The 19,261-nt window shown below is 32.1% G+C and carries 19 protein-coding genes; 8 read left to right on the forward strand and 11 right to left on the reverse strand.

Going from position 1 to position 19,261, the window contains the following annotated elements:
• Positions 1-59 precede the first annotated feature (59 nt).
• Positions 60-1,217 carry a hypothetical protein gene (locus GQS07_RS03280; protein ID WP_158209595.1) on the forward strand — a complete coding sequence of 386 codons (1,158 nt, stop codon included), beginning with the start codon at positions 60-62 and terminating at the stop codon, positions 1,215-1,217.
• Positions 1,218-1,901: 684 nt separating this feature from the next.
• Here GQS07_RS03280 and GQS07_RS03285 read toward each other — a convergent pair.
• From GQS07_RS03285 to GQS07_RS03325, 9 genes are all read right to left on the reverse strand, one after another.
• Positions 1,902-2,189 (reverse strand): Dabb family protein, encoded by a 288-nt coding sequence (locus GQS07_RS03285; RefSeq protein WP_158209596.1) that lies wholly within the window; start codon positions 2,187-2,189, stop codon positions 1,902-1,904.
• A 63-nt stretch (positions 2,190-2,252) separates the two neighbouring features.
• Positions 2,253-3,104, reverse strand: coding sequence for a prephenate dehydrogenase (locus tag GQS07_RS03290; protein WP_158209597.1), 852 nt, complete (start codon positions 3,102-3,104; stop codon positions 2,253-2,255).
• A gap of 62 nt (positions 3,105-3,166) precedes the next feature.
• Positions 3,167-4,585 (reverse strand): MBL fold metallo-hydrolase, encoded by a 1,419-nt coding sequence (locus GQS07_RS03295; protein ID WP_158209598.1) that lies wholly within the window; start codon positions 4,583-4,585, stop codon positions 3,167-3,169.
• Positions 4,586-4,810: 225 nt separating this feature from the next.
• A complete protein-coding gene (locus GQS07_RS03300; protein WP_158209599.1) occupies positions 4,811-5,470 on the reverse strand; it encodes a response regulator in 660 nt (219 codons plus the stop codon).
• 186 nt (positions 5,471-5,656) lie between these two features.
• The gene (locus tag GQS07_RS03305) at positions 5,657-6,646 is read right to left on the reverse strand and encodes an aspartate-semialdehyde dehydrogenase (RefSeq protein ID WP_158209600.1); all 990 of its coding nucleotides are present in this window, start codon (positions 6,644-6,646) and stop codon (positions 5,657-5,659) included.
• Between the two features lie 63 nt (positions 6,647-6,709).
• Entirely contained in the window at positions 6,710-8,413 is a 1,704-nt protein-coding gene (gene recJ / locus GQS07_RS03310) for a single-stranded-DNA-specific exonuclease RecJ (RefSeq protein WP_158209601.1), read from the reverse strand.
• A gap of 3 nt (positions 8,414-8,416) precedes the next feature.
• Positions 8,417-8,839: an OsmC family protein gene (locus GQS07_RS03315; protein WP_158209602.1), complete on the reverse strand. Its 423-nt coding sequence runs from the start codon at positions 8,837-8,839 to the stop codon at positions 8,417-8,419.
• Between the two features lie 99 nt (positions 8,840-8,938).
• A complete protein-coding gene (rsmI, locus tag GQS07_RS03320) occupies positions 8,939-9,613 on the reverse strand; it encodes a 16S rRNA (cytidine(1402)-2'-O)-methyltransferase (protein WP_158209603.1) in 675 nt (224 codons plus the stop codon).
• Positions 9,614-9,615: 2 nt separating this feature from the next.
• On the reverse strand, positions 9,616-11,334 hold the full coding sequence (locus GQS07_RS03325) for a hypothetical protein (protein WP_158209604.1): 1,719 nt from the start codon (positions 11,332-11,334) through the stop codon (positions 9,616-9,618).
• A gap of 102 nt (positions 11,335-11,436) precedes the next feature.
• On the opposite strand from GQS07_RS03325, the gene GQS07_RS03330 reads away from it, so the two are divergent.
• The 7 genes from GQS07_RS03330 (at position 11,437) to GQS07_RS03360 (ending at position 16,940) form a co-directional block, all read left to right on the forward strand.
• Entirely contained in the window at positions 11,437-12,072 is a 636-nt protein-coding gene (locus tag GQS07_RS03330) for a thymidine kinase (RefSeq protein WP_158209605.1), read from the forward strand.
• Positions 12,073-12,097: 25 nt separating this feature from the next.
• Positions 12,098-13,339: an MFS transporter gene (locus GQS07_RS03335; RefSeq protein ID WP_158209606.1), complete on the forward strand. Its 1,242-nt coding sequence runs from the start codon at positions 12,098-12,100 to the stop codon at positions 13,337-13,339.
• A 213-nt stretch (positions 13,340-13,552) separates the two neighbouring features.
• A complete protein-coding gene (locus GQS07_RS03340) occupies positions 13,553-13,831 on the forward strand; it encodes a hypothetical protein (protein WP_233269305.1) in 279 nt (92 codons plus the stop codon).
• 121 nt (positions 13,832-13,952) lie between these two features.
• Positions 13,953-14,723: an enoyl-CoA hydratase/isomerase family protein gene (locus GQS07_RS03345; RefSeq protein WP_158209608.1), complete on the forward strand. Its 771-nt coding sequence runs from the start codon at positions 13,953-13,955 to the stop codon at positions 14,721-14,723.
• A gap of 93 nt (positions 14,724-14,816) precedes the next feature.
• Positions 14,817-15,638 carry a hypothetical protein gene (locus GQS07_RS03350; RefSeq protein ID WP_158209609.1) on the forward strand — a complete coding sequence of 274 codons (822 nt, stop codon included), beginning with the start codon at positions 14,817-14,819 and terminating at the stop codon, positions 15,636-15,638.
• Positions 15,639-15,707: 69 nt separating this feature from the next.
• Positions 15,708-16,160, forward strand: coding sequence for a 6-pyruvoyl trahydropterin synthase family protein (locus GQS07_RS03355; protein ID WP_090407845.1), 453 nt, complete (start codon positions 15,708-15,710; stop codon positions 16,158-16,160).
• Positions 16,161-16,163: 3 nt separating this feature from the next.
• Positions 16,164-16,940, forward strand: coding sequence for a UDP-2,3-diacylglucosamine diphosphatase (locus GQS07_RS03360; protein ID WP_158209610.1), 777 nt, complete (start codon positions 16,164-16,166; stop codon positions 16,938-16,940).
• A 52-nt stretch (positions 16,941-16,992) separates the two neighbouring features.
• On the opposite strand, the gene GQS07_RS03365 is transcribed toward GQS07_RS03360, so the two are convergent.
• The gene (locus GQS07_RS03365; protein WP_158209611.1) at positions 16,993-18,315 is read right to left on the reverse strand and encodes an HTTM domain-containing protein; all 1,323 of its coding nucleotides are present in this window, start codon (positions 18,313-18,315) and stop codon (positions 16,993-16,995) included.
• Positions 18,287-19,240 carry a bifunctional riboflavin kinase/FAD synthetase gene (locus GQS07_RS03370; protein WP_158209612.1) on the reverse strand — a complete coding sequence of 318 codons (954 nt, stop codon included), beginning with the start codon at positions 19,238-19,240 and terminating at the stop codon, positions 18,287-18,289. The genes GQS07_RS03365 and GQS07_RS03370 overlap by 29 nt, the downstream gene beginning before the upstream one ends.
• Positions 19,241-19,261 lie beyond the last annotated feature (21 nt).

Consider the following 19,261-nt stretch of genomic DNA (forward strand, 5'->3'; position numbering starts at 1 on the left):
ATAATATTAACTATTATTATACAACTTACACTATTACTAAAAACTAAATAATTATAGAAATGAGAAAAAAAACCAGAAAATTATTTTTAGGCTTGCTAATTGGCTCTTCATTATTGTCAACTATATCTTGCTCTAATGATGATAGTAGTCCAATAACTGTAGCTCCAGATAAACCAGAAACTCCAGGAACACCAACTACTCCTGCTGAAAAAGCAACAGTAAAACTAACAGTTAACGAATTTGATGATACATCAGTCTCTTTTACTGTTCAAGCTACGAATGCAACAGAAGTATTCTATTATATTTTTAAAAATCCTGTGAAAGGTGAACTTCCAAAAATCGATGGAGAAGAAATAGTTAAACAAGGAACTAAAATAGAAGATCTTGACAAAGAAATTATTGTAACTGAATTAGAGAACCTAACTGAATATGCTATTGTAGCTGCTGCAAAAAACACAGAAAATGTTATATCTGTTCTTGAAAAGCCAGAAGTATTTTCAACATTACAAAAAATTGACGTTTCTATTATATTATCAAATGTAAGTGCTACGCATGAGCAAATCTTGTTTAGTATTCAACCTATCGACGCTGTACAAGCAAATTACAAAATAGTTAAAAAAGGAACTAAACTTACTGCTGACGAAGTTTTAGAAACAGGAAACAAGTTATTTAATGTAAAAGTAACTTCAAATCTAAGACCGAAAGGTTTCGATGCTGACACAGAATATATTATTTACGCAGCTGGATTATCTGCAACAGGAGCAAAAGTATTAAAATATGCAGAAGTACGTACTGCTGCTTTACCTGAAAAGCCATCTGAAGATGGAATAATGAACTTCACTACACTTTCATTTCAAAGCGAAAAAGATCCTGTTACACAGGGTAAAATTTCATTCTACACGCTTTCATTAAGCAATGCTGATTGGGAAGCTAAGTTTGAAATCGCTAATGTTAGTTCAATACTCGATGTTATTCCTGAAGGAAAATATACCTTACCAGCATACAAAGATCCAGGAAAACCAACAGTAGAACGCATAGGATCTGATTTCTATATTAAAAACAAAAAAACGGGAGAAACAATAAAAGATATTGATTATGGAGATATGGTAATCACTAAAAAAGACAGTGAATATACAATAGATATCAATATGGTAAAACAGGATTACACTCAAAAATATAAAGCAGCATACAAAGGTATTCCTGTTTATAAAAAATAAAACAACTAAAAAAGGTTGTCTCCAAATAGAGACAGCCTTTTTTCACATTACAACAGTTATTTCATTGTTAATAGATATATTTAAAAAGGAAAAATAAGTGTTCGTATTTCTATCATTTAAGCAATTAATAATTTCAAAAGTCTTTAAATGATATTAAAAGATTTTAGAGAAGCAATATGAATATTCTAAAACCAGTGAGTAAGCTTTGTAATTGCTACTTTTTTCAACATTTTTAATGATGTATTATTCGTAAACCCTCAACTAAATAATATGCCTTTTTACTATCACAATATAAGTTAAACAGTATTGTCATCACACACTTCTTTGATACTTGTTCGACACAAGTACCACACTTCTCCCACACACTTTCGGGAAAAAGGCTTTTTTTCGAAAGTGTGTGGGACTTGAGTGGGAGATGTCTCGAACATAGTACGTTTAAAACTACACTATGACACACTCTTTATCGCGAGCAGAATTCAATGCATTATATTTAAAATCTTCTTTTGTTTTATTACTTATAGAAAAAAGGATACTTATACTTAGTACTAATTTTTTTTGTCCAATTCGTTTAATTCTTCCAAAAACTCTTAAAATAAAAAAGGTAGCATCTTTTATAAATACTACCTTTTACAAAACCGATAAATAAATAACAATATTTTATATTGAATTAAATACAGTACAAAACTAATAGTCAATTGCTACTCTTTCTGTAACTACAGATTTAATAAAATCAACAACTTTTAAATGTTCTGGATGATTTGCATATATTGCTAAATCATTAAAATTTAAAAACTCAGTATAAAGCATAACATCAAAATTTGCTTGAGTAGCATCTATATGATTAAACTCTACAGAAATAGCTTTCAACGCCTCAATTTTATCTTTTAATGCCATTAATTGATTTTTCATTTCAATTTTATTAGCCTCTTTATTTTCTTCTTTAAGACGCCACATCACGATGTGTTTTAACATAATATCCTTTTTTTATTTCCTGAACAATTTATTAAAAAACCTTTGCTTCTGGAAGTATTTCCTTTATTTTTTTAATTTATCTTTTATACGATTAGCTTCTTTGATAAACCCAGCTAATTGAGCTGTATCTTTATTTTCTAAATAAGTTTTAAACATATTTAACTTCTCTAAATAAATATCTAAAATAGGTAAAATATGCTCTGTATTTTGTTCAAAAATAGGTAACCACATATCAACAGAACTTTTAGCAAGTCGGACTGTTGAAGCAAATCCTCCTGCTGCCAAATTAAATATAGCCGTATCATCTTTTTCTTTATCTAATACTGCTACCGCCAAAGCATAAGATATTGCATGTGATAAATGAGACACATAACCAACGTGTTCATCGTGTGAATTTGCATCCATTAAAATCAAACGCGTATCTAAATGATAATATAACTCAGAAATCTGATTTAATGCTTTAGGAGAAGATTTCTCAGGATTACAGATAATTGCTACTCTTTCTTTAAACAATCCCTTAAAAGCAGCCTCTGGCCCACTATACTCTGTTCCTGCCATAGGGTGTGTCGCTACAAAAGCCCCCCTATTAGGATGTTCATCTATCTTTTTAGATAATAAGGATTTTGTAGATCCAACATCCATAATATATGTACCCTCTCTAATATTGTCCAAAGCATAAGCCATCAATTCAATTGTTACATTCACAGGGGTAGCCATTACTACAATATCTGACTGTTGTAATAATTCATCTAATGAAACTATTTCGTCTATTATACTTAGTTCTAATGCTTTTTCTGCATTTGTTGGTGATGCATCAAAACCAATTACTTTGTTAGCAAAACCTTTTGTTTTTAAGTCTAAGGCCATTGATCCCCCAATCAAACCAATTCCTACAAAACCTATTGTTTTTGTCATTACATACTTTTTTATTTGTTATCAACATATAGCTAAACAATGTTGATAACTATTTTACTCTTTTATAGCAAAGAACTTGGACAAACAAATTCTGTTTTATCTAAAGTTGTTTCTTTACTAATTGCATTGTATCCTCCTATAACATCCACAATGTTAGTTACTCCTTTTTTATATAATAAAGAAGATGCAATCATACTTCTATATCCTCCTGCACAATAAATTATATATTTATTCTGTTTTGCAAGATCTTCAGACTGCGTATTTAAAGTATTTAATGGAATATTTATCGACTCTTCTAAATGCTCTGATTTAAACTCATTAACTTTTCTTACGTCTAAAAGTGTGGCATCATTTTTAAAGAATGCCTCATCCATCTGTTTTGGAGTAATACGAGTAATAGTATTTACTGGTAAACCAGCATTTTTCCAAACTAACAATCCTCCTTCTAAGAAACCGATTGTATTATCATACCCTACGCGAGATAAACGAATCATACTTTCTTCTTCTTTTCCTTTTTCTGTAACTAAAACTATTGGCTGTTTAATATTACTAATCATTTCACCGACCCACATAGCAAAAGGTCCATTTAATCCAATATTTAAACTATTAGGAATAAATCCTTCTGAAAAAGTTTGAGGATCACGTGTATCTAATATCAAAACCTCATCATTTTGAATAATTTTTTGAAACTCAACTAAATTAAAAGGAGTATTCCCTCTTTTCAAAATATCTTCTAAATGCTCATAACCTTGAATATTCATTAAAACATTTTTAGGAAAATACTGTGGAGGCGTTGCTAAACCAGACAACAATTCCTTTACAAACTCATCCTCTGTCATATCAGCTCTTAATGCATAATTCGTTGCTTTTTGATTTCCTAAAGTATCTGTTGTCTCTTTGCTCATATTTTTTCCACAAGCACTACCTGCTCCATGGTTTGGATAAACAATTAAATCATCAGGCAATGGCATAATCTTATTTCTAAGAGATTGAAATAAATGACGAGCAAGTATTTCTTCCGTAATTTCAGACTTTACTAATTGAACTAAGTCAGGTCTTCCTACATCACCAATAAACAACGTATCTCCTGTCATAATAGCGCTCTTTCTCCCTTCCTCATCAATAATTAAATAAGTTGTACTTTCCATTGTATGTCCAGGAGTATGAAGTACTTGTACTTTAATATTACCAACAGTAAACACTTGATTATCCTCAGCAATAATAGCCTGATAATTAGGCAGTGCAGTAGGCCCAAAAACAATTTGTGCTCCTGTTTTTTCAACTAAATCTAAATGTCCACTAACAAAATCTGCATGAAAATGTGTTTCAAATACATACTTAACCTTTGCATTATCTTTATTTGCTCTATCAATATAAGGTTGTACATCTCTTAGAGGATCAAAAATCGCTGCTTCACCATTACTTTCAATATAATAAGCTGCGTGAGCAATACATCCAGTATAAATCTGTTCTATTTTCATAATAAGTCGTTTTTAGAAAAGTAAATTTACATTCCCTTAAAAGAAAATAAAATGATATCTATCATATTAAACAACACATAACCACCTTATTACCAACCACTTCTTTTAATTAACTAAATACTTTTCTATTTATATTAAACGACATATCCTTAAACTTTTATATCAAAAAAAAGCCTCCAATAGAATATTCTATTGGAGGCTTTTTTTTGATATACCCCTTATAAACTAAACAAAACCTTGCTTAATAACTTCTTGAACTAAGGTTGCTGTATCTGCCACTTCAAATACTTGCTTCATTTTCGCTAAACGCTTTTTTATAGTAGGATTTGAAAGAGGAATATGATTGTCTAACTCTTGAAGTTTGTATCCTTTTGATAGCAAAACTAATATTTCTCTATTAAAATCGTCATACATCATTTCTTTGCGTACTATCTCACTTAAACAATGTTTGACTATCTCACTTTGATATCTCTCTCCACTACAAACCTTTCTTACAATATCAATCAAATTTTCTGGTGTAATTTCATGCTTACTTACCAACCCATTGGGCTTTATATTTTTAAAAATATTATAAAGAGTAATTACTTCAGTATGTCCTGTTAATATAATTGTTTTACACGAAGGCATAACTTTTTGAATGTACTTAACTATATCTCCTCCATCTTCCCACTTAGAAACCTCATTTTTGGGCAAAGAAAAATCAATAATTGCTAAATCATAAAAAAGTCCAATATCAACAGCTTTATCAATATTCTCCTTAGCACTTGTACAATCAAAAGACTTCTCGAAAGTAATATCTCCCCAATATTCCAAATCTTTAGAAAGAGCTAATACATACCCTTCAACAATAAGTGGATGGTCGTCAACTAATAGTATTCTACTCATTATTTTACTTGTTTTTTAAAATACCGTTTATTGTAAAATTTATTACAGCTTTTATTTTATTCTATTAAGAACACAGTGCAAATCTAACCTTAAAAATACAAACTTTTAACTACTTATTCTAATAAAACAAAAAAAGACTCTTAGCGAACAACACTAAGAGTCTTTTTTTTATAAAGTAAAATAAATTTATACTAATTTATTAGCAACAAGATATTCTGCAATTTGAATTGTATTTGTTGCTGCCCCCTTGCGAAGATTATCTGCAACAATCCACATATTAACAGCATTATCTCTTGTAAAATCTCTACGAATACGTCCAACAAACACATCATCTTTTCCTTCTGCATATAAAGGCATTGGATAAGTATTAGTATCTGTATTATCCTGAACAACTATACCAGGAGTATCGTGCAATATTTTACGAATATCATTAATATCATAATCCTTAGTAAATTCAATATTTACTGTTTCACTATGTCCTCCTACAACAGGGATTCTAACAGCCGTAGCAGCAACTAAAACAGAATCATCACATAAGATTTTCTTTGTTTCATTTGCAAGCTTCATTTCCTCTTTTGTGTAACCATTCTCTTCAAAAACATCACAATGTGGCAATGCATTTCTGTGTATTGGATAAGGATATGCCATTTCTCCCTTCTGATTAGCATATTCATTTTCAAGCTGTTTTACAGCTTTAACTCCAGTACCTGTTATTGATTGGTATGTCGATACAATTACTCGCTTTATACCATATTTTTTATGCAAAGGAGCAAGTGTCATCACCAACTGAATAGTAGAACAGTTAGGGTTTGCTATTATCTTATCTTCTTTTGTTAATTGATTTGCGTTAATTTCAGGTACAACTAATTTTTTTGTTGGATCCATTCTCCACGCAGAAGAATTATCAATTACAGTTGTACCAACCTCTGCAAACTTTGGAGCCCATTCTAAAGAAGCTGTCCCTCCTGCAGAAAATAAAGCAATTTCAGGTTTCATATTAACAGCATCTTCCATGGACGTAATGGTGTATTTTTTACCATTAAATTCAATCTGCTTCCCAATTGATCTTTCAGAAGCAACTGGTATTAACTCAGTTATTGGAAAATTTCTCTCTGCTAATACTTTTAGCATAATCTCTCCTACCATTCCGGTAGCCCCTACTACTGCTATTCTCATCTTTTACAATTTATAATTGATTATTTTTTTATATTGTATGGTATAAAAATAAGATATTTTTTATCACCACGATAATTGCATATCTTTTATTTGAACTTGAATACTAACTTTATTTCGCCATTTGTTCTCTTCGATAGAATATACAATATCTAAAAATTGTTTTTCTTTTACCTTTTCAAACTGTCTTCCAAAATTAAAACCAATTGCTGGAAATTTTTTATTGGATACTCCCCTCTGCTTTAGAGTCATTTTTAAGTGTTCTCCATTGGCGCCAGCTGTTTTTGCATAACCAGTATCAAAAGCTTGTTTACTCATAAAAATAGGACTTGGATTCCCAGGTCCAAAAGGTTCAAATTGCTTTAAAACTCTCAAAAACTTATCTGTTATATTTGAAAATCTAATAATAGAATCAATTTCAATCTCTGGAATTAAATCAGTTTCTTGAATTGTACTTTCTACTACCTGTTCAAACTTACTTTTGAAAGCTTCAAAGTTTTCTTTTTTCATTGTCAATCCGGCAGCATACATATGCCCTCCAAATTGAATTAAGTATTCCGAACATGCTTCTAAAGCTTGATAAATATCAAAATTCTTAACTGACCTCGCCGACGCTGCTAAATACTCACCACTATCAGTAAAAACTAACGTAGGCCTATAATATGTATCTATTAATCTTGAGGCTACAATTCCAATCACTCCTTTGTGCCAAGATGGACTATAAACAATCGTACTTTTAGTATTTATTGCCTTTTGATCTATAATTTGTTTTAAAGCTTCTTCAGTAATACCTTGGTCAAGAGTTCTTCTTTCTACATTTATTTCAACAATCTTCTTAACTGTTTGTTTAGCTTCTTCAATTGTAAACTTAGTTAATAGATCAACTGTATAATTACCGTGCTCTATTCTACCTGCAGCATTGATTTTAGGAGCTAACTTAAAAACAATATCACTCATCGTGTATGGTTTTATATCATATAAATCCATTAATGCTTCGATTCCTGGTCGAGGAGTATTATTAATAACTTCTAAACCAAAATGAGCTAAAATACGATTCTCTCCTGTGATAGGAACAACATCAGCTGCAATTGCAGTAGCCACTAAATCTAAATAAGGTATAATCCTCTCGATTGGTTGCTTTAGATGCATTGAATGTGCTTGGATCAATTTAAAACCAACTCCACAACCACATAACTCTTTATAAGGATAATTACAATCTTCTCTTTTAGGATCTAAAACTGCTATTGCATTAGGAATTTCGTCACTTGGCAAATGGTGATCACATATAATAAAGTCTATTCCTAAACCTTTTGCATAAGCAACATGTTCAATTGATTTTATTCCACAATCCAAAGCAATAATAAGTGTGATATTCTTTTGCTTTGCATAGTCAATTCCTTGATATGACACTCCGTATCCCTCGTTGTAACGATCAGGAATATAAGTTTCAATATTAATGTCAAAACTTTTAAGATAAGAGTACATCAAAGCAACGGAAGTAGTTCCATCGACATCATAATCTCCAAAAACTAAAATAGACTCTTTTTTATTAAATGCCTCTTCAATACGCATAACTGCTTTATCCATATCCTTCATTAAATATGGATCATGCAAATCACTCAAAGAAGGCCTAAAAAAGCTTTTTGCTTCTTCATAATTCTTAATATCCCTCTGTGCTAAGAGCTTAGCTATAACATTATCAACACCTAAAACATTTTGTAAATGAGTAACAATTTCTTTGTCTGGATCTTCTTTTAAATTCCAGCGCATAGTTTACTCTTTATGATAAAAAATATTTGTTTGTACCTCAGCAAATTCTTTAAACATATCCATTACCCCACAATACTTCTCAATTGATAAATCTACTGCACGCTTTAACTTTGCCTCATCTAAATTCTTTCCAGTGAAATGATATTCCAATATTACAGTATGATAAGTTGCTGGATCTGAATCTGTCAGAAGTCCTTCTGTTTCCATTCTAAAAGCTTCAACATCTAATCTCATTTTTTTTATTAAATGAGCAATATCTAACCCTGAACAACCAGCTAAAGCCGATAACATAAGTGCCTTTGGTCTCAATCCCATATTATCCCCACCATTTTCAGGCCCTGCATCTATTCTAATTGTTCCTCCACTTGGGTTAGTAGATTCAAATTGCATATTTTCAATCCAACTTGTTGTTACTTTATGTGACATAATTTATTCTGTTTTTACCAAATGTATCAAAAAAAAATCAATGTTCGATATTTGTAAAAATATTAAACATTGATTCTTTTTATTATAATTCGATATAATCTATTTACCTTTTCCTCCTACAATCACAACTATTTCTCCTTTGGGAGGTTTAGCTTCAAAATGAGCTAACACTTCTATTACAGTTCCTCTTACAGTTTCTTCGTGAAGCTTAGATAATTCTCTTGAAACAGAAATCTGACGCTCCTCTCCAAAGTATTCTTTAAACTCTTGTAATGTTTTAACAAGCTTATGAGGAGAAACATAAATAATCATTGTTCTGGTTTCTTCTGCTAAGACTAAATATCTTGTCTGTCTTCCCTTTTTATCTGGTAAGAATCCTTCAAAAACAAACTTATCATTTGGCAATCCACTATTAACAAGTGCAGGGACAAAAGCTGTCGCTCCAGGCAAACATTCAACCTCCACTCCTGCTTCAACACAAGCTCGTGTTAATAAAAATCCTGGATCAGAAATAGCAGGTGTTCCTGCATCAGATATCAATGCAAAGGTTTCTCCTGACTGAATTCTTTTCACTATCCCTTCAACAGTCTTGTGCTCGTTATGCATATGATGACTCGCCATTGGAGTCATAATTTCAAAGTGCTTTAATAACTTTCCACTATTACGTGTATCCTCTGCTAATATATAATCTACTTCTTTAAGCACTTTAATAGCACGAAAAGTCATATCATCTAAATTTCCAATTGGCGTTGGTACTAAATATAATTTCCCCATAATTAAATAAAGCGTTTTTCTACTAACGCAATAAAACGTTCTTCATACTCATCTTTACCTTCCCAATTATTATATTCTGGCTTCACAAGGTGCTCTATCAAACTCATTGCTTCATCAAACGTACTCACTGTATTTAATTGAGATAATACTCTATTAAAATCCTCTGCACTATTTCCAAATAAATGCTTTTCAAAAGCAATTCTATCATTTAAACCTACTGTAATTGTAGTATTGTAGATATCATTAATTGATTTTGGTTTTACAATTTTAGGTTCCTTTACAGACATATGTTCTACATCAAATAATGTATTAGCTGTTCCTTGCTCTACTAAATGCGAATGTTCTACACCAGTTTGATTCCCAACAACATCTTCTTCTTTGGAATCCGATGTAACCTCTGTAGTTGTTTTTTCTTCAGCAACAACATCTTCAACACGAACAAACTCTACATCACCGAAATCAAATCCAAAGAAAGGGTCTAACTCTGTTTTAGGCTGTTCTTTTTGTTTTTGTGCCTCTACAATTTCTTTAGAAAAGAAAAAAGAAGTAGTACGATCTACTTGTTCTTCCTTAGAATTATTTTTATCTTCTTGTTTTAATTGCTCTTCTTTTACTTCTAATGCTCTTTGTAAAAGTTCTTCTTTTTCTCTTTCTTCTTCTTGAATTAGAAACTCTAAATAATCATCTTCTTCTTGCTGAAGCTTTAACTCTTTTGCTCTTTCATCACTTAGACGTGCCTGTTCTGCTTGCTCTGCCACCTCAGCTTCTAATCTTAATCTTTCTGCTTCAATTGCCTCAAGTCGAGCGTCTTCTTTTGCTTGTAATTCAGCCTCAATACGACGTGCTTCCTCTTCTGCTAATCGCGCTGCTTCAAGTTCCTCTGCCTCAATGCGACGTGCTTCCTCTTCTGCTAATCGCGCTGCTTCAAGTTCCTCTGCCTCAATACGACGTGCTTCCTCTTCTGCTAATCGTGCTGCTTCAAGTTCCTCTGCCTCAATACGACGTGCCTCCTCTTCTGCTAATCGTGCTGCTTCAAGTTCCTCTGTCTCAATACGACGTGCTTCCTCTTCTGCTAATCGCGCTGCTTCAAGTTCCTCTGCCTCAATACGACGTGCTTCCTCTTCTGCTAATCGCGCTGCTTCAAGTTCCTCTGCCTCAATACGACGTGCTTCCTCTTCTGCTAATCGCGCTGCTTCAAGTTCCTCTGTCTCTTTCAACATTGCTTCATGCTCATCTAAAAAACGATTCAACTCAGCATCTTCCTCTTCATTTGTAAAATCTTCGTGAACAGCATCAGTCAAAAAAGGTTTGTTATAATTCATTTCTTCACTAACAAGAAATTCTTTTTCTTCTATTTCTGGTGCAATTTTATTTACAATATCTGCAATAAAACTATCCTCCCCCATTACTGTTGGCTCAACTTCATTATCAATTACAATCGGATAGTCTTCTTCTACCAAATCATTTGGCATTTGATGACGATCAAGATTCTCAACAACAACTTGTCCTCCTAAAGAAACAGCAGTTAATGCTTCTTCAAGTTGCTCATTTGTAACATCTTTAATCTGTCCCCCCACTAAATGATCTTGATAAAACTTCATTATCAAAAGCTTCTCATATAATTCTTTTGCTTCTATTAAGAGATTGCTTACATCCTTCTCTTTCATCTGTAAAATACGGTGAGCAAGACTTAATAACTCTCCCTCCAAGACTTTCTTCATAACTTTTATTTTGCATTAGTAAATTGACGAGCTTTTTTTGATAAATTTGCTCATTACAAAAATAACAGAAAAAACTGCTGGTTTCAGCTTGAAATTTACAAAATGTTTCTCGAAAATCCCGTTAATCACAAAGAACAATTTGGTTCAATCGAAGTAATCTGTGGTTCAATGTTCTCTGGTAAGACTGAAGAACTGATTCGCAGACTGAAAAGAGCAAATTTTGCCAAACAAAAAGTCGAAATATTTAAACCGGCTATTGACACCCGTTATGACGACGAATACGTTGTATCTCACGATTCAAACGAAATTCGTTCTACTCCAGTACCTGCTGCAGCTAACATTAGATTATTAGCTGATGGTTGCGATGTTATTGGAATTGATGAAGCTCAATTTTTTGACGACGAAATAGTAAGTGTTTGCAATGACTTAGCAAACTCAGGTATTCGTGTTATTGTAGCAGGACTTGATATGGACTTTAAAGGAAATCCTTTTGGACCAATGCCAGCACTTATGGCAACAGCTGAGTATGTAACAAAAGTTCATGCTATCTGCACAAGAACAGGAAACCTTGCTAATTATAGTTTTAGAAAGGCTGCAAGTGAGGATATTGTAATGCTTGGAGAAACTCAAGAGTACGAACCTTTGAGTAGAGCAGCTTACTTTAATGCTATGCGTGAAGCCGAAAAATTAAAAAAAGAAAGTCAAACAAATACTTCTACAGATCATAATAAAGACTAAAACCTTTTAAAAAACCACCACTCTTATGAAAAAAATCTACCAAATCTATTTAGATTCTTACCGAGGTTTATCATCTGCCTCATGGATGTTAGCAATTGTAATGTTAATAAATAGAGCTGGTTCCATGGTTTTTCCTTTCTTAGGAGTTTATATGACACAAAAGCTAAACTTTACAGACGAACAGACTGGATATGTATTAGCTTGCTATGGTGTGGGATCTATTATTGGTTCTACTTTTGGTGGTTGGGTAACTGACAAAATCGGAAACTACAAAGTACAATACCTAAGCTTACTGGGTAGTATACCAATCTTTATTATGCTTCCTTACTTTACTACAGTTTGGAGTTTAGCACTAATGATTCTTTTTCAGAGTACTGTTAGTGAATCTTTTAGACCTGCCAATTCTGTTGCAATCACAATGTATGCAAAACCAGAAAACATAACACGTGCTTTTTCACTAAATAGAATGGCAGTTAATCTTGGTTTCTCTATTGGCCCTGCGATGGGAGGATTATTAGCTGCAATTTCATATACATTGTTGTTTCAAATAAATGCAGCTGCTGCATTTGTTGCTGCCATCGTTTTTATTGCCTTCTTTAGAGGAAGAAAAACGACAAAAGATCTTAAAAAAGACGCAGAAGATGAAATAAAGAATACTTCAAATGAAGATATTGAAATAGGAAGTGGTACAAATCAATCTCCTTATAAAGATAAGATGTTCCTTATTTTTAGTGTTTTTTGTACGTTATACTCAATTGCCTTTTTACAATTATTTAGTACAATACCTCTTTTCTACAGAAAGGTAGGAGGTCTTAACGAAGCACAAATTGGTCTTGTTTTAGGTTACAGTGGATTACTAATATTCTTAACCGAGATGTTATTAGTACACCTTGCAGACAAATACTTATCGATTAAACAAACAATATTCTACGGAGTTCTCATCAGTTCAATAGCTTTTGGTATTCTAATCTTTGACCACAGTATTTATACGATTTATTTCTCTATTTCAATGCTATGTGTTTCTGAAATGTTAGCAATGCCATATACGTCAACTGTAACAGCAATGCGTGCTGCAGCTAACAGCAAAGGAGCTTATATGGGAGTGAATGGTCTAACATTTGCTGTAGGCTTCATAATCTCTCCTGTTGTTGGTACAAAAGTAGCTGCAACATTCGGATATAATGTTTTATGGATTGGAACTGCTGTAATCATTGCTATTGCAGCATTCGGATTAAATTACTCAGTGAAAAAAATGATTGACGAATAACAGACGTTTTCTCAGCTAATACATTTACTTCTACTGTTAAACATTTGTACAAATTACCCGTACACTGATGCATATATCCTAAAATAAAATATATTTGCAACACTTATGTTTAAGCAAAACAAATACATAGCTTGGGCTTTAGTGATTATATTCACTATTTTCGGTATTGAAAAACTCAATTTCATTACCGAAGAGACGTGTGACAAAAAACTAATGTTTTGCCCAACAGCAAATATGTATGTTTATACTGTTTTAGATGCTGATAATCAAAATACAAACGACCAACATACTGAGCAAAGAACAAGTAAAATAGTTAATATTAGCTGTGAAACTTTTTTTATAAACCAAGTGGTTACGCAACAAGAGATTAATGATACTCGTTTCTTCAATAGCAATCAGTATTTCTTCAAACCTGTCATCCATTCGACACCATATATAACACTGATAGATCCTCCTCCAATCTATAAGCCTTCTTTATTCTTTATAACTTAAATAGCTAATCGGCTATTTTTTTTTGCTCTAAACTTAAAATTAACTGCTATGATTTGGCGTTTTATCTTTTGTATTGCACATAAAAAGATTTAATTGTTACATTTGAATAAAACCATTTATTATGAATACAGATAAAAAACAACCTTATATTAATTCTTCTATAACTAATAAAATTGCTACAATTACATTTTATACACCAGCCAGCAATTCATTCCCAAGTCTTTATTTAACAAAGCTTACTAATACAATCGAAGAACTAAGCAAGAATAATGAAATCACCACAATCATATTAAAAAGTGATGGAGATGGAGCTTTTTGCGCCGGTGCTTCATTTGATGAATTACTTTCTATAAAAGACTCTGTTACAGGAAAACAATTCTTTTCAGGTTTTGCAACTGTAATAGATGCAATGCGTAGAAGTCCTAAAATATTTATCGGTAGGATTCACGGAAAAACAGTAGGCGGTGGTGTCGGATTAGCTGCTGCTTGTGATTATTGTTTTGCTACTGACAAAGCCTCTATTAAGCTATCTGAACTTGCCATTGGAATTGGTCCATTTGTTATTGAACCAGCTGTGTCTCGTAAAATAGGAAAAACAGCTTTTACTCAAATGTCACTTGCTGCACACGAATGGAAAACTGCAACTTGGGCATATAATCATGGTTTATATTCAGAATTATACGAAACTACAGAAATGATGGATATCGAAATTGATGCTTTTTCTAAAAGAGTTAGTGAATATAACCCTGATGCTTTAATTGAAATGAAAAAAATATTTTGGGAAGGAACAGAAAACTGGACTGAACTATTACATAAAAGAGCAGAAATATCTGGTAAATTAGTTTTATCTGAATTTACAATTAACGCCCTAAATCAATTTAAAAACAAATAATTAAAAGCTGCTAATAAGCAGCTTTTTTTATTTTTACCAACACAATATTAACACACTTACTAAATATACTCTATCTTTACTTACTAAAAGAGTATGCAAAAAACATTACTAACTATCTGTGGGTACTTATTACTTTCACAAACTTCTTTCGCAAATACTGAAAACACAGCGATAGAAAAAGATATTCCTACAAACGAAAAAAAGCAGCACACTGCTCATTTCACAAACAAAAGCTTCAGTCATTTAAATGTATCTGTTGGAATATCTACTTTAGGATTCAATATTGAAGCAGCAACACCATTAACACAAAATTTAAAGCTGAGAGGAGGTTTAAACTTCTTCAACCTCAATAGTAGTAAATACGACATTGATATTGATGACGAAAATGGCACATTATATGAAGCTTTTGGCATTGCTCCTACCTATGAAATGAAAGCTCAGTTCAATACATTTCACGCACACGCTTTAGTAGATTATTACCCATTCAAAAAAGGAATATTTCATTTAACTGGTGGTTTTTATATCGGTAATACTAAAATTAAAGCGAATGGTTTTTTAACTGATGGCAATGGAACAGCTGTAACTATTAAACCTGGGTATGATTGGCCAACACTTGAATTTGACGGAAGAGAATTAGATATTACAAATGGGGAACTTAATGCAGAACTAACATTAGGTAATACAATTAAACCTTATTTTGGTGTTGGATTAGGCCGAGCAGTTTCTAAACGAAGAATTGGTGTAAAATTCGAATTAGGTGTATTATATCAAGGAGAATATATTTTAAAGCAAAATAACAAAAAAGTAGCTTCTACTTCTGATATCTCTGCTTCAATTGAAGATGCGGATAAGTACACAAAATGGATGAGTTGGTGGCCTATGGTTAACTTACAATTAAACTATAGAATCTTCTAAGAAACAAAAGCGTACTGCAAAAAATTTGAAGGACTATATTTTTCCTTACCTTTGCCAAAATTTTTAGTTATGCCTAAGATTAGAATTACAAAGCAGTTTACATTTGAAACAGGTCATGCATTATATGGTTATGATGGTAAATGTAGAAACGTACACGGCCACAGTTATAAATTAGGAGTTACAGTTATTGGAACACCTATTGATGACATCAACAATGTGAAATACGGAATGGTTATCGATTTTGGAGATTTAAAGAAAATCGTAAAAGAAGATATCGTTGATGTATTTGACCACGCAACTGTTTTTAATAAAAATACTCCACACGTAGAACTTGCTAAAGAACTTAAAGATCGTGGTCATCACGTTATTTTAGTTGACTATCAACCTACAAGTGAAAATATGGTAATTGACTTTGCTGCTAAAATTAAAAGTAGATTACCAGAAGGAATTGAATTATACTCTTTGCGTTTGCAAGAAACTGAATCATCATATGCTGAATGGCATCAATCTGATAATTTATAAGCATTGAATTTTACAATCAATACAAATAAAAGTATATACTTTGCTTCAGATCAACACTTCGGAGCTCCTACACGTGAAAAAAGCTTTCCTCGTGAACAACTTTTTTTACAATGGTTAAAGGAGAAAGAAGAAGATATGGGAGCTTTATTCATCTTAGGAGATTTATTTGATTTCTGGTTTGAATATAAAACTGTTGTACCTAAAGGTTTTGTAAGAATATTAGGAAAGTTAGCTGAACTAAAAGACAAAGGTATTCCCATCTTTTTCTTCGTTGGTAATCACGATTTATGGATGGATGACTACTTCCAAACTGAATTAGGTATTCCTGTATTTCACGAATCACAAACTTTTGAAATCAATGGAAAGTCTCTTTTTATAGCTCATGGAGACGGATTAGGCCCTGGTGATATGGGATATAAAAGAATGAAGAAAGTATTCACTAATAAATTCTCGAAATGGCTATTTAGATGGCTTCACCCTGATATTGGGGTTAAGTTAGGCTCTTATCTTTCGGTAAAAAACAAGCTAATATCAGGTGATGAGGATATTAAGTTTTTAGGGGAAGATAAAGAATGGTTAATTTTATATGCAAAACGCAAATTAGAAACTCAACACTTTGACTACTTTGTTTTTGGACATAGACATTTACCAATGATTATCAACTTAAACGAAAAGTCTAAATATATTAATTTAGGAGACTGGATAGGCTATTTTACTTATGGTAAATTAGATACTGATTTTCATTTAATTGATTATAAGAAGGAACTAAAATCAAGATAAATAAAAAAAGCGTACTATTAAGTACGCTTTTTTTATGAATAGTCATTTCTTCTTAAAATGGCTTTTCTAATATCCAATCACAATGTTTAAAATAATCCCACTTAACATTACCTAAATCTACTTTATGATCTACAAATCTACTTAAATCACGTCGATTGATAGATACATAGCTTTCTGCATATACAGCAACATCTTCACCTTTATTAGCATACTCCTTTTTAATATATTGAGCCATTTGCCATATCATATCTGGGGATGTTAATCTTGCTTCTTGTTTCGTAGTCAAAACATTTTCTATATCGTAATAACGACGTTCTCCCGTCTTTTTATTCTCCACAATATAGTTTGTATAACCAGCTCTTGATCGTAGCATCATACGCCAGCTTAAACGATGTGCTTCATCTGTCCACAATACATCTCCTTCTATGAAATGCATACGCAAAGGTAAAACCAATTGAACAAACGCAAATACACTAACAATTATTAAAGAAGTTTTAGAAAGAGCTTCCTTTTTGATTTGTTGATAACTAATACTGTTTATATCTAAAATTGGTTTCTTCTTGAAAAACAATGCACGTATTTGGTCTGGTTCATAGAAGAACACAGCAAAACTCAACGCAAAGTAAGGGAATATACCAATATGCAACGTGATAGAATTAAACAAGTGAAAAATCAAAGAAGCTACTAATGCCCACGTTCTTGTTCGTTTAAAAAGTAATAGAGGAACAATTAACCCATCAAACAAAATACCTAAATAGGCAATTGAAATATAAAACCACTTCGCAGTAAACATCTCTTTGAAAACAGATGGAATATTAGCTCCTTCATACATCAATTTAGTAAAGGTACCATCAAGCCAATCAGGATAAAACTTAGCTACTGTTCCAAAAATATACAAGATTGAAACTTGAAATATAAATATCCACGAAACATACTGATTCATAAATAGCCCTTGGCTCACTCTTCCTTGTTTTACATCAAGAGAAGCATACTTATTTGCTGGTAAAAAGCACATATAGAAACAAATAACCAATAACATATAATAGTGGTTATTGTAAGAAGTCTTTTGAATAAAATAGGCACCCGCCCATAAAATGGTAAGTAATATCATACTCAACCTATATCTATACCCTAACATTACGGCCACAGATACACAGCCCATTAATGCAAAATACACATACATTTGTGGTCCTACAAGCACTTGCAAAAAGTCCATATAAATATGAGAGAAAGTAAAGTTTACATCTACTAAATTACTTTTTACCCATCCTGTAGCTATTGCTCCGAAAGATTCGCAAGCAAATAAAAAACCGAATAATATCCTAAAAATTACTAATGGAGAATTATCAATTGGTTGAAATGCCTTTTTCCACATACTGTTCAAAATACTCACGAGTTATGCGTTCGTCATTTTGCAAACACGCTACTAACTCGTCAAGTCCGTTAAATTTTAATTCATCTCTAATCCTGTCTAAGATACGAACTTTTAACGTTTTGTCGTATAAATCACCTGTCCAATCTAAATAATTTACTTCAATAGTATAAGGATGCCCTTCAAAAGTTGGGTTTATACCAACACTCATCATCCCTTTTACTTTTTCGCCATTAATAGTAGATTCAACAATATAAACACCATTCTTAGGAATCATTTTATAATCTTCATCTATTGAAATATTCGCTGTAGGAAAACCAAGTTTTCTTCCCAACTTTTTTCCATGAACAACCATTCCTGAAAAATAGAAATCATATCCTAAAAACTCATTTGCTAACGCTATATCACCATCTAAAAGAGCTTGTCTAATTTTAGTCGAACTAATAGAAACGTGATCTATCTCTTGAGCTGAAATCTCTTCTACTTCAAAACCATATTTCTCACCATACATTTTCAAATCACTAATGTCTGCCGTACGATTCTTTCCAAAACGATGATCATAACCAATGATGATCTTACTTATGTTGAATTTATCAACTAAAACACGTTTTACAAATTCCTCCGCACTAAGTTGAGAAAACTCATAATCAAATTTTTGCACAACAAGATTATCTAATCCTAACTCTTCTAAAAGCTCTTTCTTCTCTTCCAAAGTATTCAATAATCGAATAGAATGATCTTGTTTAAGAACCATTCTTGGATGTGGAAAAAAAGTTAACACCAAACTTTCAGCACCACTTTCTTTAGCTGAATCAACTATTTTTTTGATAATCATTTGATGACCAATATGTACTCCATCAAAAGTACCTAACGTGGCTACAACCTTTTTGTCTGTCTGAAAATTATTAATAGAAGAAAATGTTTTCACTTTGTAAAGTTTATTCAATTA

Origin of the sequence: Myroides phaeus (assembly GCF_009799805.1) — a bacterium.
Classification (GTDB): Bacteria; Bacteroidota; Bacteroidia; order Flavobacteriales; family Flavobacteriaceae; genus Flavobacterium; species Flavobacterium phaeum_A.